Origin of the sequence: Streptomyces sp. WZ.A104, from assembly GCF_002382885.1 — a bacterium.
Taxonomy (GTDB): domain Bacteria; phylum Actinomycetota; class Actinomycetes; order Streptomycetales; family Streptomycetaceae; genus Streptomyces.
This window is the reverse complement of the sequence record NZ_NWVL01000071.1, coordinates 1-22,248: the sequence shown is the minus strand read 5'-3', so window position 1 is coordinate 22,248 and position 22,248 is coordinate 1. Positions and strand designations below refer to the sequence as shown.

Genomic DNA, 22,248 nt, shown 5'->3' with positions numbered 1-22,248 from the left:
AACATGAACGGGTGTCAAGACTCTGGGGCCGTCGAGCCCCGTCACCGAGGGGGTCGAGCCATGGGGCGCGGCCGGGCAAAGGCCAAGCAGACCAAGGTCGCCCGCCAGCTGAAGTACAGCAGCGGCGGGACGGACCTGTCGCGTCTGGCCAATGAGCTGGGCGCATCGCCTTCGAGTCAGCCACCGAACGCAGAGCCGTTCGAGGACGACGACGAGGAAGATGACCCGTACGCACAGTACGCGGATCGCTACAACCAGGATGATGACGAGGATCAGGACGATCAGTCCGGTCCCTCGTCCCAGCGCCGCGGCGCTTGACCTCGCGCTGACACAACAACCCGGTCCGGGCCTGCCCCGGGCCGGGTTCTGTGCTGTCCCGACACGGAAGCGGACACGCTGGCCGTCGTGCGCCGGGCGGACGCCCGGCGCACCGCGGCATGCTTCCTAGCGTGCGTAGCTGCCGGTCAGCTGGGCTCCCGTGGTGCGGTCACCACGGTCGGTGATCTCACCGGCGACCCAGGAGTCGACCCCGCGGTCGGCCAGGGTCGTCAGCGCGGCGTCCACCGAGTCCGCCGGGACGATCGCGATCATGCCGACGCCCATGTTCAGCGTCTTCTCCAGCTCCAGCCGCTCCACGTTCCCGGCCCTGCCGACGAGGTCGAAGACCGCGCCGGGCGTCCAGGTGGAGCGATCGACTGTGGCGTGCAGCCCGTCCGGGATGACCCGGGCCAGGTTGTTCGCCAGGCCGCCGCCGGTGACGTGGCTGAAGCCGTGCACCTCGGTCGTCCGGGTGAGCGCCAGGCAGTCCAGGGAGTAGATCCGGGTGGGCTCCAGGAGCTCCTCGCCGAGCGTCCGGCCGAACTCCTCGACCTGCCGGTCCAGCGTCCAGCCCGCCCGGTCGAAGACCACATGGCGGACGAGCGAGTACCCGTTGGAGTGAAGACCGGAGGACGCCATCGCGATGACCGCGTCACCCTTGCGGATACGGTCCGGGCCGAGCAGCCGGTCGGCCTCGACCACGCCCGTACCGGCTCCGGCGACATCGAAGTCGTCCGGGCCCAGCAGACCGGGGTGCTCGGCGGTCTCGCCGCCGACCAGGGCGCAGCCCGCCAGGACACAGCCTTCGGCGATCCCCTTCACGATGGCCGCGACACGCTCGGGGTGCACCTTGCCGACGCAGATGTAGTCGGTCATGAACAGCGGCTCGGCGCCGCAGACGACGAGGTCGTCCACGACCATGCCGACGAGGTCGTGGCCGATGGTGTCGTACACGCCCATCTGCCGCGCCAGGTCCACCTTGGTGCCCACGCCGTCCGTGGCGGAGGCCAGGAGCGGACGCTCGTAGCGCTTGAGCGCCGAGGCGTCGAAGAGACCGGCGAACCCGCCGAGGCCGCCGAGGCCCGCGACCTCGGGGCGCTGCGTCTTCTTCACCCACTCCTTCATCAGCTCGACGGCACGGTCGCCGGCTTCGATGTCGACGCCGGCCGCCGCGTAGGAAGCACCTGTTGTCTCAGACATGGCCTGGGATCTTTCGTGTGGAGATACGGGGCTGGGGAGGGAGGGACGCGGAACCGGTCCGGGTCACGGACGGCGCAGCGCGTCGGCCGCGGCGGTCGCCGCGGGGCCCGCCGCCAGCTCGGTCTCCAGCAGCTGCTTGCCGAGCAGCTCCGGGTCCGGGAGCTCCATCGGATATTCACCGTCGAAGCAGGCGCGGCAGAGATTCGGCTTGTCGATCGTCGTCGCCTCGATCATCGAGTCGATCGAGATGTACGAGAGCGAGTCGGCGCCCATCGAGGTGCAGATCTCGTCGACGGTCATGCCGTTGGCGATCAGTTCGGCGCGGGTCGCGAAGTCGATGCCGAAGAAGCAGGGCCACTTGACCGGCGGGGAGGAGATCCGGATGTGGATCTCGGCCGCTCCGGCCTCGCGGAGCATCCTGACCAGGGCGCGCTGGGTGTTGCCGCGGACGATCGAGTCGTCGACGACCACCAGGCGCTTGCCCTTGATGACTTCCTTCAGCGGATTCAGCTTGAGCCGGATGCCGAGCTGGCGGATGGTCTGCGAGGGCTGGATGAAGGTCCGGCCGACGTAGGCGTTCTTCACCAGTCCGGCGCCGAAGGGGATGCCGCTGGCTTCCGCGTACCCGATCGCGGCGGGGGTGCCGGATTCCGGGGTCGCTATGACGAGATCCGCCTCGACGGGGGCCTCGGCGGCCAGCTTGCGGCCCATTTCCACGCGGGAGAGGTAGACGTTCCGCCCGGCGATGTCGGTGTCGGGGCGGGCCAGGTACACATACTCGAAGACGCAGCCCTTGGGCTTCGCTTCTGCGAATCGGGAGGTGCGCAGACCGTTCTCGTCGATGGCGACGAGCTCGCCCGGCTCGATCTCGCGTACGTAGCTGGCGCCGCAGATGTCGAGGGCGGCGGACTCCGAGGCGACCACCCAGCCGCGCTCCAGCCGGCCGAGGACCAGCGGGCGGATGCCCTGCGGGTCGCGGGCGGCGTAGAGCGTGTGCTCGTCCATGAAGACGAGGGAGAAGGCGCCCTTGACGTCGGGGAGCACCTTGGCGGCTGCTTCCTCGATGGTGAGGGGCTTGTCGTCCTCGTCGCGCTGACCGGCGAGCAGCGCGGTCACCAGGTCGGTGTCGTTGGTCGCGGCGACCTGGGTGGCGCGGCCGTCCTTGCGCGGGAGGTCGGCGACCATCTCCGCGAGCTGGGCGGTGTTGACCAGGTTCCCGTTGTGGCCGAGGGCGATCGAGCCGTGCGCGGTGGCACGGAACGTCGGCTGCGCGTTCTCCCACACCGAGGCACCGGTGGTGGAGTAGCGGGCATGACCGACCGCGATATGGCCCTGGAGAGAACCCAGAGACGTTTCGTCGAAGACCTGCGAGACCAGTCCCATGTCCTTGAAGACCAGGATCTGGGACCCGTTGCTCACTGCGATGCCCGCGGACTCCTGTCCGCGGTGCTGCAGGGCATACAGTCCGAAATAGGTGAGCTTGGCGACCTCTTCACCCGGAGCCCAGACACCGAAGACGCCACAAGCGTCCTGGGGGCCTTTCTCTCCGGGGAGCAGGTCGTGGTTGAGTCGTCCATCACCACGGGGCACAGCACCGAGTGTAGGCGAGATCGACCACTGGTCCGAATTCGGGACCCGTCGGCAAGGACACGGCGGAGCACGGGGAACGCGTCGCGGGCCGGTGCCGGGAGGGCGTTTCGGGGGGCTTCGGCCGGTCACCCAGGGTGAGCGGCGGGTGGGCGGGCCGGCCCCCCGTGGCCGGCGTCCGGCGCTTGCCGCCCGGCTGCGGAGCCGGTTACCGGCCGGTCGGGGCGTCCGTCCGGACCGGAGGCCGCGACCCGGTGACGACCGCCCGGCCGTGGCGTTCGGTGAGTCGCCGGGCCCCGGCCCGACTGCTGGCCGAACGCTCGTTTCGTGGTGAGCCTCACACCGTCCGCGCGGTGTGCCGGGGCCTGTGGCCGGGGTCAGCCGTGCTGCCGCGGGGTCTTCGGGGCGCCCTTCGCCTCCGCGTCCGCGGCCTTGGCGGCGATCCCCTTGTCGTCGGCGGCGGTGAGCGTGAGCGTCTGCCCCTTGATCGTGTACGTCACCTTGCCGTCGAGGGCGGCGAGCACCGCGCGCTCCGTCTCCATCTCCGCCTTCGGGCACATCCTGCGGGTCCCGGCCACCGGCCCGAAGGTGATCGTGTCGCCCTTCACCGTGGCCTTGGCGTGGAAGGCGTTGCAGCCGGAGTTGCCCTCGACCGTGCCGTTCTCGCGGAAGGTGAGGTGCGGCGTCCGCTCCTGGGGCAGATCGGCCGGGACGGAGGTCGCGCTCTCGCCGCTGAGCAGGGTGTTCACCGCCCAACGGGTGCCCACGAGATCGGCGGCGGGCTGCTCGCTGAGCGCGACGGTGTCGCCGCCGCCGGTGGTGAGGGTGAGCTTCTTGCCCGCGAGCTTCGCGGTGAGTTCGCCGGTGAGCGCGCGGGTGGCGGCCTTCTCGAACGCCTCGATGTCCTCCTCGCACGCCATCTGCGTGGAGACGGGCCCGCCCACGGTGATCCGGTCGCCCTCGACACGGGCCTCGGCGCTGATGTGGTTGCAGCCGAAGTTCGCGGTGGCCCGGCCCTTCGGGTCGATCTCCAGCCGGGCGCCGTCCGGCGCCTCGGTCTTCTTGCCCCCGACGGTGACGGAGTCCACGTTCCACCGCACCCCCGTGACGGGCACATCGCTGCGCACGGTGTCGCCGCGGTCGCCGGAGCCCGCGCCGGAACCGGACCCGGAACCCGGCTCCGTACCGCAGGCGGCGAGGGTGAGGAGGGCCAGGACGCTGACGCTGACAGCCATACGTTGTGTGTGCATGGCGATGGGACGGTACGAGGGGCCGATCCGGTTCCGCCCCCTCGGGCTCAGCCCATCAGGGGCAGCAGCGCGGCCAGGTCCGCCCGCTCGCCGCCGGCGCTGACCTCGGCGTCCTCCAGGGCCCGCGCCCACTCCGTACGCCCGGTGGCGAGCCGGATCCAGGTCAGCGGGCCGGTCTCCACGACATTGGGCGGGGTCCCGCGCGTGTGCCTGGGGCCGCCGATGCACTGGACCACCGCGAACGGCGGGACCCGCACCTCGACGGAACCGCCGGGCGCCCGGTCCGCGAGGGCGTCCGCCAGCAGCCGGGTGCAGGCGGCCAGCGCCTGCCGCTCGTACGGGATCTCCCATCCGAGCGCCTCGTTCAGGTCGTCCGTGTGGACGACCAGCTCGACGGTCCGGGTGACCAGGAAGTCGGTCAGGCGCATGGAGCCGACCCGGGTGACCAGCAGCCGTTCTCCGGTGCCGGACGCCGGGACAGCCGCGGTGAACCCCGCCTCCGCCTCCTCGTACAGCGCGTCCAGATCGCGATGGGCGGCCGCCAGCTCCTGGACGTCCTCGGCGATCCGGCCGGCGTGGGCCGCGGTGGCCGAGGGCCACCGCGGCAGGGCGACATCGGGCTTGGGGCCGGGCGGCTCCGGCTGGTCCAGGGACCGGCCGACGCTGGCGAGCCCCATCGCGACATGCGCGGCGAGCTCGCGCACCGTCCAGGAGCCGAGCCGGGTCGGCCGGGCGAGCTGGTCGGGCGTCAACGTGCGGACGGCGTCCCGCACATGGCCGAACTGTGCGAGGACGGCGGTCCGGGTCCTGAGGTGGTCGTAGGCGCGCGGGCGCTTCTTGGCCGGGGGCATGGGCCGAGACTAACCGGCCCCTCCGACATCGCCCGGTCGGGCTGGTGCGACCTGCTCCCCGGCCGTGAACGTCTCCCTGCCCGCCGGGACTCCGACGCCCCGCCAGGTGAACGGGACGCCCCGGGCGGTGTCGAGGTCCGGGCCGTCCATCAGCTGGAAGTGGAGGTGGGGTTCGGTGGTGTTGCCGGAGTTGCCGCACCGGCCGATCCGCTGCCCGGCCCGGACCGTGTCCCCAGCCTTCACCGTCAGCGAGCCGCGCTGGGCATGGGCGTAGGCCGCGTACGTACCGTCCCCGAGGTCGAGGATGACGTGGTTGCCGAAGACCCGGTGCACGCCGAGGACCGACCGGACGGCGGCTTCGACGAGCATCAGATAGACGAGCCCGGGCAGGGAGTTGCGGCTCAGGTGGTCGCGCTGGCCGTCGCTGGCCGCCACGACCGTGGCGTCGGCCACCGCTAGCAGCGGGGCGCCGAAGGCCGGGAAGTCGCGGTTGCGGCGGAAGACCGGCCACAGCATCCGGAACGGCGGACGAGCCGGAGCCTCGCCGTCCGTCGGCTCCGGGTCGGCCAGGATGTCGATCGCGTACGTCTGCCCGTAGACGTGCGTCCCGTGGCTCGGGGCCTTGTCCGCAGGGCTGTTGAGGGCGGCCCAGCGCCCGGCCACCGGCGGGTCGACCGCCACCGGGTCCCGCGGCTCGCCCCGGGGCGCGGCTGCCCTGGTCTGGAGCGCGAGCGTCGTCAGCAGGAGGACCGACACGACCACCGCGGGCAGCAGTGTGGTCGTCCACCCCGGCCCGGGCAGATCCGTGAGGAACTCGGCGGTCACCAGCGCGAGCAGGACCACCCAGGAGATGCGGTGGGCCCTCTCCACGGCACTGCGAACGGACATCTTCAACTTCCCCCCTGTTGTCTTAGGTCGTCCGCGGCCGTGGGTCTACGGCCGCGCCGCCGTCAGCACCACCAGCAGCGGTACGACCCGGGCGGCCGGAACCTCGTACCGTCCGCGCCCGGCCGCGTGCAGCCAGCCCGAGCCGGTGAGTTGGCGCAGGTGGTGGTAGATCTGGCCGGTGGTGCCGACCCCGTCGAGCGCGGCCAGCTCGGCGGTCGTGCGCAGGCCGCCGAGGATCTCGCGGAGCAGGCGCAGCCGGACCGGGTGGCCCAGCGCGGCCAAGGCCTCGGCGGCGCCCGCCCAGGCGTCGCCCTCGTGGCCCTCGTCCCCCTGCTCCGCGCCCCCGTCGAGCAGCGCCTCGGTCAGGGCGCCGTACTGCCATTCGTACTGCTCGCCGGTGGGCAGCCGGACCGAGCCCGTGTAGAGCACCCCGCCGTCGGCTGCGGTCTCCCCGGCGTCGGCGAGCTGCTGCTTGAGCCCTTCCAGCGCCCAGAAGCCGCCGTCGCCCAGGCGGGGCGCCTCGCGGTCCTGCCGCTCAAGCGCCGTGAGCCGCCTCTCCAGCTCGGCGACCCGCTCCTCCAGCTCCACGACATCCACCTTACGTAATTACGTAATTTCCATCAAGAGAGTTCCGGAACAGGTTCCGGGAAGGCCGAAGCCCCCGCCCGGGTCATCCGGGCGGGGGCTTCGGGCGTACGCGGCGACGCGGCTCGGGCTCAGGCGAGCAGCGCGGGAATCGTCGCCTCGTGGGCCGTACGGAGCTCGCTCAGCGGGATGCCGAACTCGCCCTGGACCTCGATCTCCTCGCCGTCCACGACACCGATGCGGGTGACGGGCAGACCGCGCGCCCCGCACATGTCGGTGAAGCGGAGCTCCTCGCTGCGCGGGACCGCGACGACCGCGCGGCCCGCCGACTCCGAGAAGAGGAAGGTGAACGCGTCCAGGCCGTCCGGCACGACCAGCCGGGCGCCCTTCCCGCCGCGCAGGCAGGACTCGGTGACGGCCTGGATCAGACCGCCGTCGCTCAGGTCGTGCGCGGCGTCGATCATGCCGTCGCGGGAGGCCGAGATGAGGATCTCGGCGAGCAGCTTCTCGCGGCCGAGGTCCACCTTCGGCGGCAGGCCGCCGAGGTGGTTGTGGACGACCTCGGACCAGGCCGAGCCGCCGAACTCCTCGCGGGTGTCGCCCAGCAGGTAGAGGAGCTGACCCTCTTCCGCGAAGGCGATGGGCGTACGCCGGGTGACGTCGTCGATCACGCCGAGCACGGCCACGACCGGCGTCGGGTGGATCGCCGTCTCACCGGTCTGGTTGTACAGCGAGACGTTGCCGCCGGTGACCGGGGTGCCCAGCTCCAGGCAGCCGTCCGCGAGACCGCGGGTGGCCTCGGCGAACTGCCACATGACGTCCGGGTCCTCGGGCGAACCGAAGTTCAGGCAGTTGGAGATGGCCAGCGGCTTGGCTCCGGAAGCGGCCACGTTGCGGTACGACTCCGCCAGCGCGAGCTGCGCGCCCGCGTACGGGTCGAGCTTGGCGTACCGGCCGTTGCCGTCGGTGGCCATGGCCACGCCCAGATTCGACTCGGCGTCGATGCGGACCATGCCCGCGTCCTCGGGCATCGCGAGGACGGTGTTGCCCTGCACGAAGCGGTCGTACTGGTCGGTGATCCAGGACTTCGAGGCCTGGTTCGGGGAGGCGACCAGCTTGAGGACCTGCTCGCGCAGCTCGGCGGCGTTCCCCGGGCGCGCGAGCCGGCCCGCGTCGTCCGCCTGGAGCGCGTCCTGCCAGGACGGGCGGGCGAACGGGCGGTGGTAGACCGGACCTTCGTGCGCGACCGTGCGCGGCGGCACGTCCACGATCTGCTCGCCGTGCCAGAAGATCTCCAGCTGGGAGCCCTCGGTCACCTCACCGATGACGGTGGCGATGACGTCCCACTTCTCGCAGATCTCCAGGAAGCGGTCCACGTGCTGCGGCTCGACGATCGCGCACATGCGCTCCTGCGACTCGCTCATGAGGATCTCCTCGGGCGAGAGCGAGGAGTCGCGCAGCGGCACGGTGTCCAGCTCGACGCGCATCCCGCCGGAACCGGCCGAGGCCAGCTCGGAGGTGGCGCAGGAGAGCCCGGCGCCGCCGAGGTCCTGGATACCGTCGACGAGCTTCTCGCCGAAGATCTCCAGGGTGCACTCGATGAGCAGCTTCTCCTGGAACGGGTCGCCGACCTGGACGGCGGGGCGCTTGGCCGGGCCGGTGGACTCGAAGGTCTCGCTCGCCAGCACGGAGACGCCGCCGATGCCGTCGCCGCCGGTGCGGGCGCCGTACAGGATGACCTTGTTGCCCGCGCCGGAGGCCTTGGCGAGGTGGATGTCCTCGTGCTTCATCACACCGATGCAGCCGGCGTTGACCAGCGGGTTGCCCTGGTAGCAGGCGTCGAAGACGACCTCGCCGCCGATGTTGGGCAGGCCCAGGCAGTTGCCGTAGCCGCCGATGCCCGCGACGACGCCCGGCAGGACGCGCTTGGTGTCGGGGTGGTCGGCAGCGCCGAAGCGCAGCGGGTCCACGACCGCGATCGGGCGGGCGCCCATCGCGAGGATGTCGCGGACGATGCCGCCGATGCCGGTGGCCGCACCCTGGTAGGGCTCGATGTACGAGGGGTGGTTGTGCGACTCGACCTTGAAGGTGACCGCGTACCCCTGGCCGACGTCGACCACACCGGCGTTCTCGCCGATGCCGACGAGCATGGCGTCGTTGGCGGGGACCTTCTCGCCGAACTGCTTGAGGTGGACCTTGCTGCTCTTGTACGAGCAGTGCTCCGACCACATCACCGAGTACATGGCGAGCTCGGCGCCGGTGGGACGGCGGCCCAGGATCTCGCGGATCCGGGCGTACTCGTCCTCCTTGAGGCCGAGCTCCTTCCAGGGCTGCTCGGCGTCCGGGGTCTCGGCCGCGTGCTTGACCGTATCCAGGCTCATGCGTTGACCAGCTTCTTGATGATCGAGGTGAAGAAACCGAGGCCGTCGGTGCGGCCGGTGCCGATGAGCGGCTCCACGGCGTGCTCGGGGTGCGGCATCAGGCCGACGATGTTGCCCGCGGCGTTGGTGATGCCCGCGATGTCGCGGAGCGAGCCGTTGGGGTTGCCGTCCAGGTAACGGAAGGCGACGCGGCCCTCGGCCTCCAGCTCGTCGAGCGTGCGCTCGTCGGCGGTGTAGCGGCCGTCCATGTTCTTGAGCGGGACGCTGATCTCCTGGCCCGCGCTGTAGTCCGAGGTCCAGGCCGTCTCCGCGTTCTCCACCCGCAGCTTCTGGTCACGGCAGATGAAGTGCAGGTGGTTGTTGCGCAGCATCGCGCCGGGCAGCAGGTGCGCCTCGGTCAGGATCTGGAAGCCGTTGCAGATGCCGAGGACCGGCATACCGGCCTTCGCCTGCTCGACGATCGTTTCCATGACCGGCGAGAAGCGGGAGATGGCTCCGGCGCGGAGGTAGTCCCCGTAGGAGAAACCACCGGCGAGGACGACCGCGTCGACCTGGTGCAGGTCCTTGTCGCGGTGCCACAGGGATACGGGCTCGGCGCCCGCGATCCGGACGGCGCGCAGGGCGTCCTGATCGTCGAGGGTGCCGGGAAAAGTGACGACGCCGATACGGGTGGTCACTTCTCCTCCTCCACCTTCACGACGAAGTCCTCGATGACGGTGTTGGCGAGGAACGTCTCGGCCATCTCGTTAATACGGGCGAGGGCGGCGTCGTCCACCGGCCCCTCGACCTCCAGCTCGAAACGCTTTCCCTGACGAACGTCCGCGATTCCCTCGAAGCCGAGACGGGGCAGTGCGCGCTGCACCGCCTGTCCCTGCGGGTCGAGGATCTCGGGCTTGAGCATGACGTCGACTACGACGCGTGCCACTGGCACTCCCGGTGTGGTGGTGTGGTGCGGCTGTCTCTCCGGGGGGTTCCCCAGACCCCCGCGGGTCCACTCAGCGTACCTGCCCAAAATTTCTACGCGGGTAGATATCGGGCGGCGCGGAGGCGGAGGGGACCCGGCGGAGATCACGTCCAGATATCGGCCAGGACACCGCACGGGAAAAGGTCCGGAAAAAATCTCGCCCGGATTGTGCACGGATTGCGTACGGACACGCGGATGCAATTGACCGGGCTTCACAATGCGGCACCCGTCGCTGTACAAATGATTACCGGGGAAAGCAGCATTGCCCCGGGACAACGGAACAGTCGACATCATGTCGATCCACATCCGCCCGCCTGACAGCCGGAAGGCCGGCATCCGCGTACGCAGAACGCGCCGATGCCGTAGGAAAGGACCGATATCCGTGGCTCAGCGCGTAGTGGTGACGCTCTCCGACGACATCGACGGGGGAGCAGCGGCGGAAACGGTGACCTTCGCCCTGGACGGGAAGACGTACGAGATCGACCTCAATCCCGCCAACGCGAAGAAACTGCGGAAGGCTCTGGCGCCTTACATGGCGGCCGGCCGAAAGCAGACAAATGCCAGTAAACACGGCAGGACGCCCACGACCTACCGCCACACCGCCCTCGCGCCGGACCCGGCGGCCGTCCGCGCCTGGGCCCGCTCGCACCGCATGGAGGTGCCCGCCCGCGGCCGCATCCCGAAGAAGGTCTACGAAGCGTTCCAGGCCTCCGATTGAGAGCGCGGCGTCCGCCGTCGGGCCCCGGGTCCCGGCGGCGGACGCTCCGTCAGGCGGGGTGCGGGGCACCGCGAACGCCCCCTCGGGGACCCGTGCGACGGGACCCGCCGGGAGCCGACTTGCGCGACACCCCCGCAGGTCGGCTAGAGTCTGGAGCACGCCGAGGGGCGAGGCCGCAAAGCCGGATCCCACGCAGCGTGCGGGTGTAGTTCAGTAGTAGAACATCCCCCTTCCAGGGGGAAGGCGCAGTGTGCAATTCCTGTCACCCGCTCTGCACGACCTCTTCAGACCACTTCGCTGGATCAGGTAGAGTAGTGCTCGCTCCACCGGTGAAAGCCGAGTGGCTGCAATGCGGACGTAGCTCAGTTGGTAGAGCGCAACCTTGCCAAGGTTGAGGTCGCCAGTTCGAACCTGGTCGTCCGCTCGGATCAAAGGCCCCGATCGATTCCGATCGGGGCCTTTGTCGTGCCCGCACCCCGCCCATGACGTTTGTCATGAGCAGTCATGACAGCGCGCACTGCCGACGGGCCCTCTCCGGCGGAAACCTTGAAGCATGACCAGCGACGACATCCTCAGGGACCGCGTGGACGCTCCCGTGATCGAGGCGAACGGGGTCCGGCGCCGTTACGCCGACGGCTTCGAGGCCGTGTCCGGGATCTCCTTCTCCGTGGCCCGCGGCGAACTGTTCGCCCTGCTCGGGACGAACGGTGCGGGCAAGACCTCCACCGTGGAGCTCCTGGAGGGCCTGGCACCGCCGACCGACGGCACCGTCCGGGTCCTCGGCCACGACCCGTACCGCGAACGCGCCGCCGTCCGCCCCCGTACCGGGGTGATGCTCCAGGAGGGCGGCTTCCCCTCCGACCTCACGGTCATGGAGACCGTTCGCATGTGGTCGGCCTGCACCACCGGCGCCCGCCCCGCCGCCGAGGCCCTGGAGATGGTCGGCCTGACCGCCCGGGCGAAGGTCCGGGTCAAGCAGTTGTCCGGCGGTGAGAAGCGCCGGCTCGACCTGGCGCTGGCCCTGACCTCCCGGCCCGAGGTCCTCTTCCTCGACGAGCCGACGACGGGGCTGGACGCCGAGGGGCGGCAGGAGACCTGGGAGCTCGTCCGGGCGCTGCGGGACAGCGGCACGACCGTGCTGCTGACCACGCACTACCTGGAGGAGGCCGAGGCGCTCGCGGACCGGCTGGCGATCATGCACCAGGGGAGGATCGTGACGTCCGGAACCATCGCCGAGGTGACCGCACAGCAGCCCGCCCGAATCCGGTTCGTCCTGCCCGAGGCCGTGCCCGCGGCCCGCCTGCCGCTCTCTCTCCTGGCGGCGGCCGAGGGGCAGCGGGTCGAGATCCGCACCCCCGCCCTCCAGGAGTCGCTGCACGAACTCCTGGAGTGGGCCCGGGAGTCGGGTGTACGGCTGCACGGGCTCGACGCCCGCTCCGCCTCGCTGGAGGCGGCGTTCCTCGACATCGCGAAGACCCAGCACGCGCCCCGGGACGAGGACCCCCGTCAGGTCCCGGCCCGGCCCACCCGCACCACCCGGACGAAGAAGGTGACGGCATGACGACGACCACGCCCCCCGTGCACGACCGGGCGGCCCCGACCCGCCCCGCCGCGAGCGCCCCGGCCGTGGCCCGGCGGCTGGCCGCGCTCGGGCGCGCCGAGCTGATCCTCCTGGTGCGCAACCGGACCGCGATCGTCGTGGCCCTGCTGGTGCCGCTCGTGATGATCTTCGCGATACGGTCCTCGCTCGAACAGATCGACCTCGGCGGCACCGGCCTCACCATCGCGGGCGCCACCCTCACCGGCGGCATCGGCATGGTGCTGGTCCAGGTCGTCTACATGAACCTCGTCTCCGCGTACGTCGCCCGGCGCGAGGAGCTCGTCCTGAAGCGGCTGCGCACCGGCGAGATCTCCGACCGCGAGATCCTCACCGGCACCGCGCTGCCGTCCGTGGCGCTGGCCCTGGCCCAGTGCGTGCTGCTGGTGGTGGCGGGCGCGCTCGCCTTCGACCTGAGCGCACCGCACCGGCCCGATCTGCTGGTGGCCGGGCTGCTGCTGGGCTTCCTGCTGATGTCGGCGCTGGCCGCGGCGACCGCCGTGGTGACCCGTACGGTGCAGACCTCGCAGCTCACCACGTTGCCGCTGTACTTCGTCTCGCTGTTCGGCTCCGGGCTCTTCGTCCCGCTGGAGGTGTTCCCGGACCGGCTGGCGTCGGTGTTCGAGCTGCTGCCGATGACCGGCGTGATGACCCTGGTCCGGCACGGCTGGCTCGGCGGCGTGGAGAGCGGTGACCTGGTCACGGCCGGGGTGACCGCGCTGGCCTGGACCGCGTTCGGGGTGTTTGCTGTGCAGCGGTGGTTCCGCTGGGACCCGCGCGGCTGAGCGGCGCACCGGGCGGCTCCACCGGGAGCCTTCCGCAGGGGCCTGCCGCGGGAGTCTTCCGCGCGGGAGGCGAAGTGAAAGGGCTGACAAGCGTGATCGGTCGGGTACGGGGCTGGCGGCGGGGCTGGCACGAGGGCACCAAGCTCCAGCGCATCGACCTCTACACCCGGGTCACCCTCTGCGCGATGACCTGGATCTTGCTGCTGACCTGGGGCCTGCTGCCGCTCGGCACGATTGTGGACCGGGGCGCCTGGGCGCTGGCCATCGGTGTGGCCCTGTTCGTCCTGAACATCACCCAGTCCGTGCTGAGCAACCTCAACGTGCGACCCGCCTTCGCCCACTACCGGGGAGCGGAGCCCTTCCCCCTGCGCCGGCTGCGGCTCCCGGCAGTGCTCCTGGTGGCGATGGCCGGGCTGGTGATCGCCCTGGCGGCGGTGGGCGGGATCGACGACGAGTCGCTGCCGGTGCTGGCGATGGACCTGCCGGTGGCGTTCGGAGTGCCGTACGCCCTGCTCGTCCCCGCCCGGAAGTTCCTGCTGCACGGCGCGGCCTATATCGCGGCCTTCCTGGCGCTGCTGGCGGTCTTCGGAGGCAGCGGGACTCCACTGCTGGCGACGGGCGCCACGATGACCGTCGCCATCGCGCTGGTGGTCGGCTCCGTACGCCCCAGCGGCTGGAGCCTGTCGGTGATGTGGCAGGCGGAAGAGGCGCGGGACACGCAGGCGCGGCTGGCGGTGGCGGAGGAGCGGCTGCGGTTCGGCCGGGACATGCACGATGTGCTGGGCAGGAATCTGGCGGTGATCGCGCTGAAGAGCGAGCTGGCCGTGGAGCTGGCACAGCGCGGCAACCCGGCCGCGGTGGACCAGATGGTCGAGGTGCAGCGGATCGCCCGCGCCTCACAGCAAGAGGTGCGCGATGTCGTACGGGGCTACCGGGAGGCCGATCTCGCCACCGAACTCATGGGCGCCCAGGGTGTGTTGCAGGCCGCCGGAATCACCTGCACCGTCGAGGGCGCAGACGGCCCGGCGGGCCTCGGAGCTCCGGCGGCCGTCCAGGCCGCCCTGGGCTGGGTGGTGCGGGAGGCGGCGACGAACGTCCTGCGCCACGGCGATCCGCGCCACTGCGCGATCCGCCTCACCCGGACCCGGGACGCGGTGGTGCTTGAGGTGCAGAACGACGGGGCCTCCACGGGTGCGCCCGGCCCGGACGGCGGCGGTTCGGGACTGGCCGGACTGCGCGAGCGGCTCGGCGCGCTGGGCGGATCGCTGACGGCCGGAGTCGTCGGGGGCGCTACGGGCCCCGAGGCCGCCGGGGGCGGCAAGGGGACCGGCGGCTTCGGCGGCGCCGGGACCACCAGGGGTTCCGGGGCCGCTGCAGGCGCCGGCGGCGCTACGGGCTCCGAGGGCTCCGGCACCGCCGAGGGCTCCGAGGGCGGCCTCTTCCGGGTGACGGCCACGGTGCCGCTCACCGACGACCCGCGTCCGGGTGCGCACGGCCGCCCCTCCCCCGCCGACGACACCCCTCTTCCCACCATCCCGGAGGAACGATGACCACCGGCACCGACCGACCCCTGCGGGTCCTGCTGGCCGATGACGAGCACCTGATCCGGGGAGCGCTGGCCGCGCTGCTCGCCCTGGAGGAGGACCTGATGGTCGTCGCGGAGGCGGCGAGCGGCCCCGAGGCGCTCGCGATGGCCCTCGCGCACCGGCCCGATGTCGCCGTCCTCGATCTCCAGATGCCGGGGGCGGACGGTGTGAAGGTCGCCACATCCCTGCGGGCGGAACTCCCCCGCTGCCGCACCATGATCGTGACCAGCCACGGCCGCCCCGGGCATCTCAAGCGGGCCCTGGCCGCCGGGGTGCGCGGGTTCGTCCCGAAGACGGTCAGCGCCCGCAGGCTCGCCGAGATCATCCGTACCGTCCACGCCGGAAACCGTTACGTGGACCCGGAGTTGGCGGCCGACGCGATCTCCGCCGGGGACTCGCCGCTGACCGCCCGGGAGGCCGAGGTGCTCGAACTGGCGGCGGACGGGGCACCGGTCGCGGAGATCGCCGAGCGGGCCTCGCTGTCCCAGGGAACGGTACGCAACTACCTGTCATCGGCCGCCACCAAGATCGGTGCGGAGAACCGGCACACGGCAGTGCGTCTCGCGCGCGAGCGGGGTTGGGTATAGTAGGCATCGCGCTTCGGCGCACTGCGAACGTAGCTCAGCTGGTAGAGCGCAACCTTGCCAAGGTTGAGGTCGCGAGTTCGAACCTCGTCGTTCGCTCCACGGCAGAAGCCCCGGTCCTCTCGGACCGGGGCTTCTGCGTATCCGCCTGCCGCTACGACCAGCTGGTTCCGGTCAGCACCTCGTACGCCTCGATGTACTTGGCGCGGGTCGCGTCCACGATCTCCCGCGGCAGCGCCGGGGGCGGCGTCTCGCTCGCGCGGTCCCAGCCGGAGGCGGGCGAGGTCAGCCAGTCGCGTACGAACTGCTTGTCGTAGCTGGGCTGTGCGCGGCCCGGCTGCCAGGTGGCGGCGGGCCAGAAGCGCGAGGAGTCCGGGGTCAGCACCTCGTCGGCGATGACCAGGCGTTCGCCGCCGTCCTCGGTGGTCTCGAAGCCGAACTCGAACTTGGTGTCGGCCAGGATGATGCCGCGCTCGTGCGCGATGTCCCGGGCCCTGCCGTAGGCGTCGAGCGTCGTCCGCCGCAGCTCGGCGGCCGTCTCGACGCCGACCTCGCGGGCGACCTCCTCGTAGCTGACGTTCTCGTCGTGGTCGCCGACGGCCGCCTTGGTGGCCGGGGTGAAGATCGGGCCGGGCAGCTCGGAACCGTTGACCAGGCCCTCGGGGAGACCGATGCCGCAGACCGTACGGGAATCGTTGTACTCGACCAGCCCGGAGCCGGTCAGATAGCCGCGGGCCACGCACTCCACCTGGACCATGCGCAGGGACGTGCAGATGAGGGTGCGGCCCTCCCAGTCCGCCGGGGCGCCCGGGGGCAGCTCGGTGGAGATCACATGGTTGGGGACCAGATCGGCGAGCTGGTCGAACCACCAGAGCGAGAGCCGGGTGAGGACGCGGCCCTTGTCGGGGATCTCGGTGGGCAGGACCCAGTCGTACGCGGAGATGCGGTCGCTGGCGACCATGACGAGCTGCCCCGCCTCGTTCCGGTACAGGTCACGCACCTTGCCGGTGTGCAGGTGGGTGAGGCCCGGAACCTGCACGGGCTCGGGCTTTTCTACAAAACCGGACACGGTGCCTCCGCGTAGATTGATCCAGGAGCGGTTCCGATTGTCCCGTACGGGGGGAGCGGGGCGCGCGCGGGGCTCGGCGGGGTGCGTTCGGGACTCGGTCGGATGCGCTCGGGGCTCGGCCGTGGCCTGCCCGCGCTTGGTCCGGACCCCGTCCGGTCGCTGTCCGGGACCCGATCAGTCGCGCTTGCAGATCCGGTCGAGGAGGTTGGCCGTCGCCTGCTGGACACGGGGGTCGACATGGCCGGGACGGTCCAGGGCCGGGGACCAGGCGAAGGTGCCGGAGGCGAAGACGAACGCACCGGAGGGGGACTGGTACAGCGAGGTCTCCTGGTGGCGGAGGGAGCCCTCGGAGTCCGCGTACGGGGAGTGGGCGAGCAGGATGCGGCTGTCGTGCTCCGGCAGGCTGACGCGCGGGAAGTAGCGGTCGGCCTCGCCCGCCACCAGGCCCTCGATCTCGTCGCCGTCGACCGCGCCCGTGGCGTCCCAGAGCCAGTGCTCGGCGTTGCGTACGACCAGCGGGCGGGGCTCGGGCACCCGGCCCGCGTACTGGATGCCCAGGAGCTGCTGCTCGGGGCGGTCCACCTCGCGCCACAGCGCGGACTTCCCCGGCCCCCGGCGCTTGCGGCAGGTCAGCAGGCGGTCCGGTTCGCCGGAGGCAGAGGGGGCGAGGCCCACCTGCCAGTACATGGTGTTGGCGGAGAGGAAGACGAGCGAGGTGCCGGAGTCGCGGGCGCGTTCGGCGGCCCGGCGCATGGGCATGGACCAGTACTCGTCGTGGCCGGGGAAGACCAGGCCACGGTAGCGGCTGGGGTCGACGCGCCCCGCGTGCAGGTCACGGGCGTCGGCGTAGGCGAGGTCGTAGCCGTACCGCTCGGCCCAGCGGATGAAGTCGTAGGCATGTCCCACGTGCAGCGGCAGGCCCGCCCCGGCGTAGGGGCGGTCGAAGGAGATCGTGACGGCCGCGTCCTCCTCGCCGACCAGCCGCCCGTTCTCGTCCCACGCGTGGTAGAGGCTGGCGCCGGTGCGGCCGTCCTCCGGGTAGAGGTTGTACGCCTGCCAGGTGATGTCGGGCAGCAGGAGCAGCAGGTCGGCGGGGTGGTCGTGGCGCACGGTGAAGGGGATGTGCGAGCGGTGGCCGTCGGCGGTGGTCAGGACGGCCACATGGGCGCCCACCGACCAGTAGCTCGGGATCTGCAGCCGCCAGGACATCCACCAGTGGTGGCAGGAGACGGTCCGGTCGGCGGCGAGCGGCGGGGGCTGGACGATGCCGGAGAGCCGCGGACTCGTGGTGATCTTGGCCGCGCCGTCGCCGCCGTAATGACCGATCCGGTAGACGTCAACGGAGAACTGCTGGGGCGGATCGACGGTGATGTGGAAGTCGATGGCCTCGCCCGGGGCCGCCGCGCCGGGCGAGACGAAGCCCTTGATCTGCCGGTGCACGTCGTCGGCGGTTCGGGTGCCGCCGCCGGTGCCGCGGCCGAGCGCCACGTCCGCATACCAGGGGACGACCTGGCCGGTGTCGTCGAAGTAGTGCTCACTGCCGCGCAGCCAGGGCAGCGGGCCCTGCCCGAAGGGATCGCTCACCGCGTGCGCGAGGGCACCCGACTCCCACCGTCGAATCTGCTCCGCCCCCATGCCGCGCCCCTCCCTCACGTCCCCCGGACAACTGCGGTGCGCCGGATGTCAGCGCCGGTCCCCAGCACATCACATAACGCATGCAGTCCGTCACCGTTCGTCGCGAATTGACGGGAACGGAACATGGGCTTCCGATTTGTGACCTGCGGCCGAGGCCTGGTGCTTCCGCGACGGGGGCCGCTCACACCAGCCGGACCGGTTTGTCGGAGCGGACTCCGACCTCCGCGAGCCAGGAGCGCAGCGGGTCCGGGTCGCCGTCCTCGACGAGGCTCAGGACGGGCGTCGCGAGGTCTGCCCGGCGCTCGCCGTCGACGAGCAGCGCGGGGCCGTCCAGCCAGTCCAGGCCGGGCGCCGCGCCCGCCGTGTCCACGGCCGCGCAGCAGACCATCGCCGCGACGTGGTCGACGAGCAGCTCCGTGCCCGTACGCGGCGGCTGGAGCGGGAAGAGGGGCAGCGGGCCGGGACCCCAGAGGTCGAGGGGATCGTCGACGGCGGGACCGGGCTGCGCCGCCGGGACCTTCGCCTCCTCGCGGGCGACCGCGGCGCCGATACCCGCGGCGAGCGCGTCGCCGGGGCCGCTGGGCCCGGACAGGTGCTCCATGACCCGGGCCAGGGTGGGCACGGCCGGGTCGGCCGCGGGCGCCGGAGGAACGTCCATCGTGTCGAGGACCCGGTGGAGCCGGGCGGCCTCGGTGCGCCACTTCCGGTCGACGACCTCGTCGGGATACTGCTGCCAGTCCACCGGCGCCCAGTCCGGACCGCTCTCCGCGGGGCCGCCGTGGAACAGCCGGGCCGCGAGCAGCGACGCCGCCTCGTCGGCCACACCGGGCTCTTCGAGCAGATCGCAGGCGGGGCGCTCGCCGAGCCGCGAGGCGAAGCCGTCGGCCAGCCTGTCCCGGCGGGAGAGCTCGGTGAGCGCGGAGACGACCCCGGCGTCCAGCCGGGACGGCCAGCGCCCCATCCGCCAGGCGGGCAGCGCGACCCGGGTGAGCAGCCGGTCCCAGCCCGCATAGGCGAGGCCGACCTGTTCCTGGGCGGCGATCCGGAGCCCGTAGTCGACCGTCTGGGCACGCAGGGAGGCGGCCGTGGCCACACAGCGCTCCATCTCGGCGGCATGGCCCCGGCAGGCGCGCAGCAGCAGCCGGGCGACCCAGCCGACGAAGGTGAGCGGCGCCCCGCGCACGGCCCCCCGGCCCGGGGCGGCGGCATCGGCGACCGCGGCGTCCAGACCGCGGACGAAGCGGCGGGCGGCGGCTATGTCGGGGTGTGCGGCGGGGCCGGTGCCCGCCACGACGGGGGCGAGCACGGCGCGGAGCTCGGCGACCCGCATCCACCACAGGAACGGCGAGCCGATGACCAGCACCGGGGCGTCCTGCCGGGACGCGGCGCCGTGCTGCCCGTGCCGGAGGCTGCGGTGCGCGCGGTGCGTACGGTCCTCCAGCCAGCTGTCGCAGTCCGGGGTGAGCGCTATGGCCGAGGGCGCGGGTACGTCGAGGCGGTCGGCCAGGTCCCGGACCAGGCGGTAGAGGTCGGGGGCCCCCTCCTCCGGCACGGGGACGGTCGGACTCATGGCGGGCCGTGCGCGGGCCACGGAGACCGCCACCAGGACGGTCACCAGCAGCACGACGACGGCCACGCCGAGGGCCGCCCAGCGCACGGCGTCCCAGACCGGGCCGCCCAGGTGCCCCTGCGCACCCGCGGCGAACAGCACCACGGCGACGGCCGCGGGCAGGATCGCCACGGCCAGCGCCCTGCCGCGGATCCGCAACAGGGAGAGCGCTCGCGCCTGCGCGGCCCGCGCACCCAGCTCCTCACCCACATCGATACCTGACACGGCCGGACGTCACCCCCTCTGCCCTCACTGCCCTCGCGACGGTGTTGCTCATTCCCCCACTGTGGCACCCGCCACCGACATCGCAATGCCGGTGGGCCAAGTGCCGGAACGCTTGCGCCGCACCCTAGTTGGGCCTCCGGCGGCCGTCATCCGGATGGCCCAGTCGTCACCCGATGGAATGGCTTTGGGTAAAGCTGCTGACGTGTTCGCGCCCATAGGGCAGGTCACGGGCAGACCTGGGCGCCCATGGGTAAGCCCCTCGCGCCCGACGCGTACGCCGGTGGCGTACGAGGGCGGGCGGAGGGGCTGGGGGGCGGTCCGGGGCCGGGTCAGCCCTGGGCGGCCTCCAGGGCGATGTCCGTGCGGTGCTGGGAACCGTCGAGGCGGATGCGGCCGAGGGCGGTGTAGGCGCGCTCACGGGCTGCCGCGAGGTCCTTGCCGGTCGCGGTCACCGAGAGCACCCGGCCGCCCGCGCTGACGATCGCGTCGCCCTCGGCGCGGGTCCCGGCGTGCAGGACGTACGCGTCGGGTCCATCCTGCGCCGCGACCTCGGCGAGCCCGTCGATCGGGTCGCCGGTGCGCGGGGTGTCCGGGTAGTTGTGCGAGGCGATGACCACGGTGACGGCGGCGTCGTCGCGCCAGTTCAGCGGCGGGAGGACGTCGAGGGTGCCGTTGGCGGAGGCGAGCAGGACACCGGCCAGCGGGGTCTTCAGCCGGGCCAGGACCACCTGGGTCTCCGGGTCGCCGAAGCGGGCGTTGAACTCGATGACCCGCACCCCGCGCGAGGTGATCGCGAGGCCCGCGTAGAGCAGCCCGGAGAAGGGCGTACCCCGGCGGCGCAGCTCGTCGACGGTCGGCTGGAGAACGGTCCGGAGAACCTCGTCGACCAGCTTGGGGTCGGCCCAGGGGAGCGGGGAGTAGGCGCCCATGCCGCCGGTGTTCGGGCCCTCGTCGCCGTCGAGCGCGCGCTTGAAGTCCTGGGCGGGCTGGAGCGGCAGCACCGTGGTGCCGTCGGTGATCGCGAAGAGGCTGACCTCGGGCCCGTCGAGGAACTCCTCGATGACCACGCGGTCGCAGGACAGCGCGTGGGCGCGGGCCGCCTCGACGTCTTCGGTGACGACGACGCCCTTGCCCGCCGCGAGGCCGTCGTCCTTGACGACGTACGGAGCGCCGAAGGCGTCGAGGGCCTCGTCGATCTCCGCGGGGGTGGTGCAGACGTAGCTGCGGGCGGTGGGCACACCGGCGCCCGCCATGACGTCCTTGGCGAACGCCTTGGAGCCTTCGAGCCGCGCGGCTTCGCCGGAGGGGCCGAAGCAGGGGATGCCCGCCGCGCGCACGGCGTCGGCGACCCCGGCGACGAGCGGCGCCTCCGGGCCGACGACCACCAGCCCGGCGCCCAGCTCGGCCGCGAGGCGCGCGACGGCGTCACCGTCGAGCGCGTCGACCGGGTGCAGTTCGGCCACCTCTGCGATGCCGGCGTTGCCGGGGGCGCAGTACAGAGCGGTGACATCGGGGTCGAGGGACAGAGAGCGGCACAGGGCGTGTTCGCGGGCGCCGCCGCCGATGACGAGGACCTTCACGGGGTGCAGCCTAGCCGCCGGGCCCGCGGAGCCTTGACGCCAGCCGGTGAGCGGACGGGATCTGGCCGCCCATCGGGCCGACCCGATCAGTGGTCGCTCACTGCTCGTTCGTGAACTCCTCGATCACCGTGGCGCCCAGCTCCCGGACGATCAGGTCGTGGCCGGAGAGGGCGGAGTCGACGAGATCCGGATCGTCGGCCTCCGGGGTGTCGTCCTCGGGGGCCACGGAACGCGGCGGCTCCGGGGCGGGCGGCACGGCGTCCCGGCCGCCCTGGGGGGACGGGGGCGCCGAGGAGGGCGGCGTCTGCTGGGGAGGCGGCGCGTGCTGCGGCTGGGACGGGGCCGAGGACTGCTGGGGGGCGGAGTGCTGCGGCCGGGGCTCGTACGCGAGCGGGGCGGCGGGGGCCGTGGGGGCGGGCTGGTACTGCGGGGCGGGGCGTCCGCCGCCGGGCTGCGGGGGCGTCCCACCGCCACCGGAGGGGTCGACGACCGCTTCGACCCGCCACTGGGCGTTGAAGCGCTCGGCGAGGGCCTGCTTCAGGACCTCCTCGCTGCCGCTGCTGGCGAAGTTGTCACGGGCGCCCGCGTTGAGGAAGCCGATCTGGAGGGTGGTCCCGTCGAAGCCGGTCACCTGGGCGTTCTGGCTGAGCAGGATCCAGGTGAAGCGGCGGCGGTTCTTGACCGCCTCCAGGATGTCGGGCCACATGTTCCGCACCTGGGCGGCGCCTTGGGCCATGCTCTGGCCGCCCTCGGGCGCGACCGGCGCCGCAGGGGCCGCCGGGGCCGGGGCGGCTGGAGCGGCCGGACCGGTGGCGGGCGAGGCGGCGGGGGCCGGG

19 protein-coding genes, 3 tRNA genes and 1 pseudogene are annotated in these 22,248 nt (G+C 72.2%); 9 read left to right on the top strand and 14 right to left on the bottom strand.

The annotated features are described in order from the left end of the window. The first annotated feature begins 60 nt into the window (after window positions 1–60). On the top strand, window positions 61–318 hold the full coding sequence (locus CIB93_RS29570; RefSeq protein WP_007447468.1) for a DUF3073 domain-containing protein: 258 nt from the start codon (window positions 61–63) through the stop codon (window positions 316–318). A 126-nt stretch (window positions 319–444) separates the two neighbouring features. Here CIB93_RS29570 and purM read toward each other — a convergent pair whose 3' ends face one another. The 9 genes from purM to purS form a co-directional block, all read right to left on the bottom strand. After that, window positions 445–1,518 carry a phosphoribosylformylglycinamidine cyclo-ligase gene (gene purM / locus CIB93_RS29565; RefSeq protein ID WP_096631313.1) on the bottom strand — a complete coding sequence of 358 codons (1,074 nt, stop codon included), beginning with the start codon at window positions 1,516–1,518 and terminating at the stop codon, window positions 445–447. Between the two features lie 63 nt (window positions 1,519–1,581). Continuing rightward, complete coding sequence (gene purF / locus CIB93_RS29560; protein WP_003968043.1) at window positions 1,582–3,108, bottom strand: amidophosphoribosyltransferase; 1,527 nt, start codon at window positions 3,106–3,108, stop codon at window positions 1,582–1,584. 374 nt (window positions 3,109–3,482) lie between these two features. Next, entirely contained in the window at window positions 3,483–4,340 is an 858-nt protein-coding gene (locus CIB93_RS29555; protein WP_373558816.1) for an META domain-containing protein, read from the bottom strand. A gap of 62 nt (window positions 4,341–4,402) precedes the next feature. After that, window positions 4,403–5,206, bottom strand: a complete 804-nt coding sequence (locus tag CIB93_RS29550) for a maleylpyruvate isomerase family mycothiol-dependent enzyme (protein ID WP_096631310.1) — start codon at window positions 5,204–5,206, stop codon at window positions 4,403–4,405. Between the two features lie 9 nt (window positions 5,207–5,215). Further along, entirely contained in the window at window positions 5,216–6,094 is an 879-nt protein-coding gene (locus tag CIB93_RS29545; RefSeq protein WP_096631308.1) for a murein hydrolase activator EnvC, read from the bottom strand. 45 nt (window positions 6,095–6,139) lie between these two features. Beyond that, window positions 6,140–6,682, bottom strand: a complete 543-nt coding sequence (locus CIB93_RS29540) for a helix-turn-helix domain-containing protein (protein WP_096631306.1) — start codon at window positions 6,680–6,682, stop codon at window positions 6,140–6,142. Window positions 6,683–6,810: 128 nt separating this feature from the next. Beyond that, a complete protein-coding gene (gene purL / locus CIB93_RS29535) occupies window positions 6,811–9,060 on the bottom strand; it encodes a phosphoribosylformylglycinamidine synthase subunit PurL (protein ID WP_096631304.1) in 2,250 nt (749 codons plus the stop codon). Then, window positions 9,057–9,737: a phosphoribosylformylglycinamidine synthase subunit PurQ gene (gene purQ / locus CIB93_RS29530; RefSeq protein WP_096631302.1), complete on the bottom strand. Its 681-nt coding sequence runs from the start codon at window positions 9,735–9,737 to the stop codon at window positions 9,057–9,059. The genes purL and purQ overlap by 4 nt, the downstream gene beginning before the upstream one ends. Next, complete coding sequence (purS, locus tag CIB93_RS29525; protein ID WP_010056446.1) at window positions 9,734–9,985, bottom strand: phosphoribosylformylglycinamidine synthase subunit PurS; 252 nt, start codon at window positions 9,983–9,985, stop codon at window positions 9,734–9,736. The genes purQ and purS overlap by 4 nt, the downstream gene beginning before the upstream one ends. A gap of 421 nt (window positions 9,986–10,406) precedes the next feature. On the opposite strand from purS, the gene CIB93_RS29520 reads away from it, so the two are divergent. The 8 genes from CIB93_RS29520 to CIB93_RS29485 all read left to right on the top strand — a co-directional run bounded on the left by CIB93_RS29520 (window position 10,407) and on the right by CIB93_RS29485 (window position 15,396). Next, the gene (locus CIB93_RS29520; protein ID WP_096631301.1) at window positions 10,407–10,742 is read left to right on the top strand and encodes an Lsr2 family protein; all 336 of its coding nucleotides are present in this window, start codon (window positions 10,407–10,409) and stop codon (window positions 10,740–10,742) included. Between the two features lie 199 nt (window positions 10,743–10,941). Beyond that, window positions 10,942–11,013 (top strand) — tRNA-Gly (locus CIB93_RS29515). Window positions 11,014–11,093: 80 nt separating this feature from the next. Continuing rightward, window positions 11,094–11,166: transfer RNA gene (locus CIB93_RS29510), tRNA-Gly, on the top strand. A gap of 129 nt (window positions 11,167–11,295) precedes the next feature. Continuing rightward, complete coding sequence (locus tag CIB93_RS29505) at window positions 11,296–12,303, top strand: ABC transporter ATP-binding protein (RefSeq protein WP_096631299.1); 1,008 nt, start codon at window positions 11,296–11,298, stop codon at window positions 12,301–12,303. Further along, the gene (locus tag CIB93_RS29500; RefSeq protein ID WP_096631298.1) at window positions 12,300–13,124 is read left to right on the top strand and encodes an ABC transporter permease; all 825 of its coding nucleotides are present in this window, start codon (window positions 12,300–12,302) and stop codon (window positions 13,122–13,124) included. Before CIB93_RS29505 ends, CIB93_RS29500 begins: the two co-directional genes overlap by 4 nt. Window positions 13,125–13,198: 74 nt before the next feature. After that, window positions 13,199–14,674 carry a sensor histidine kinase gene (locus CIB93_RS29495; protein WP_257002424.1) on the top strand — a complete coding sequence of 492 codons (1,476 nt, stop codon included), beginning with the start codon at window positions 13,199–13,201 and terminating at the stop codon, window positions 14,672–14,674. Next, a complete protein-coding gene (locus CIB93_RS29490) occupies window positions 14,671–15,297 on the top strand; it encodes a response regulator transcription factor (RefSeq protein WP_096631296.1) in 627 nt (208 codons plus the stop codon). The genes CIB93_RS29495 and CIB93_RS29490 overlap by 4 nt, the downstream gene beginning before the upstream one ends. 23 nt (window positions 15,298–15,320) lie before the next feature. After that, window positions 15,321–15,396, top strand: a tRNA-Gly gene (locus CIB93_RS29485). Between the two features lie 52 nt (window positions 15,397–15,448). Here the strand turns inward: CIB93_RS29485 and CIB93_RS29480 are convergent. From CIB93_RS29480 to CIB93_RS29460, 5 genes and pseudogenes are all read right to left on the bottom strand, one after another. After that, window positions 15,449–16,363: a phosphoribosylaminoimidazolesuccinocarboxamide synthase gene (locus CIB93_RS29480; RefSeq protein ID WP_096631294.1), complete on the bottom strand. Its 915-nt coding sequence runs from the start codon at window positions 16,361–16,363 to the stop codon at window positions 15,449–15,451. 174 nt (window positions 16,364–16,537) lie between these two features. Then, on the bottom strand, window positions 16,538–17,998 hold the full coding sequence (locus tag CIB93_RS29475) for a N,N-dimethylformamidase beta subunit family domain-containing protein (RefSeq protein ID WP_096631292.1): 1,461 nt from the start codon (window positions 17,996–17,998) through the stop codon (window positions 16,538–16,540). 181 nt (window positions 17,999–18,179) lie between these two features. Then, entirely contained in the window at window positions 18,180–19,832 is a 1,653-nt protein-coding gene (locus CIB93_RS29470) for a hypothetical protein (protein WP_096631290.1), read from the bottom strand. 329 nt (window positions 19,833–20,161) lie between these two features. Next, complete coding sequence (gene purD / locus CIB93_RS29465; RefSeq protein WP_096631288.1) at window positions 20,162–21,412, bottom strand: phosphoribosylamine--glycine ligase; 1,251 nt, start codon at window positions 21,410–21,412, stop codon at window positions 20,162–20,164. Window positions 21,413–21,509: 97 nt separating this feature from the next. After that, window positions 21,510–22,248, bottom strand: a pseudogene (locus tag CIB93_RS29460) (DNA polymerase III subunit gamma and tau); the annotation flags it as partial.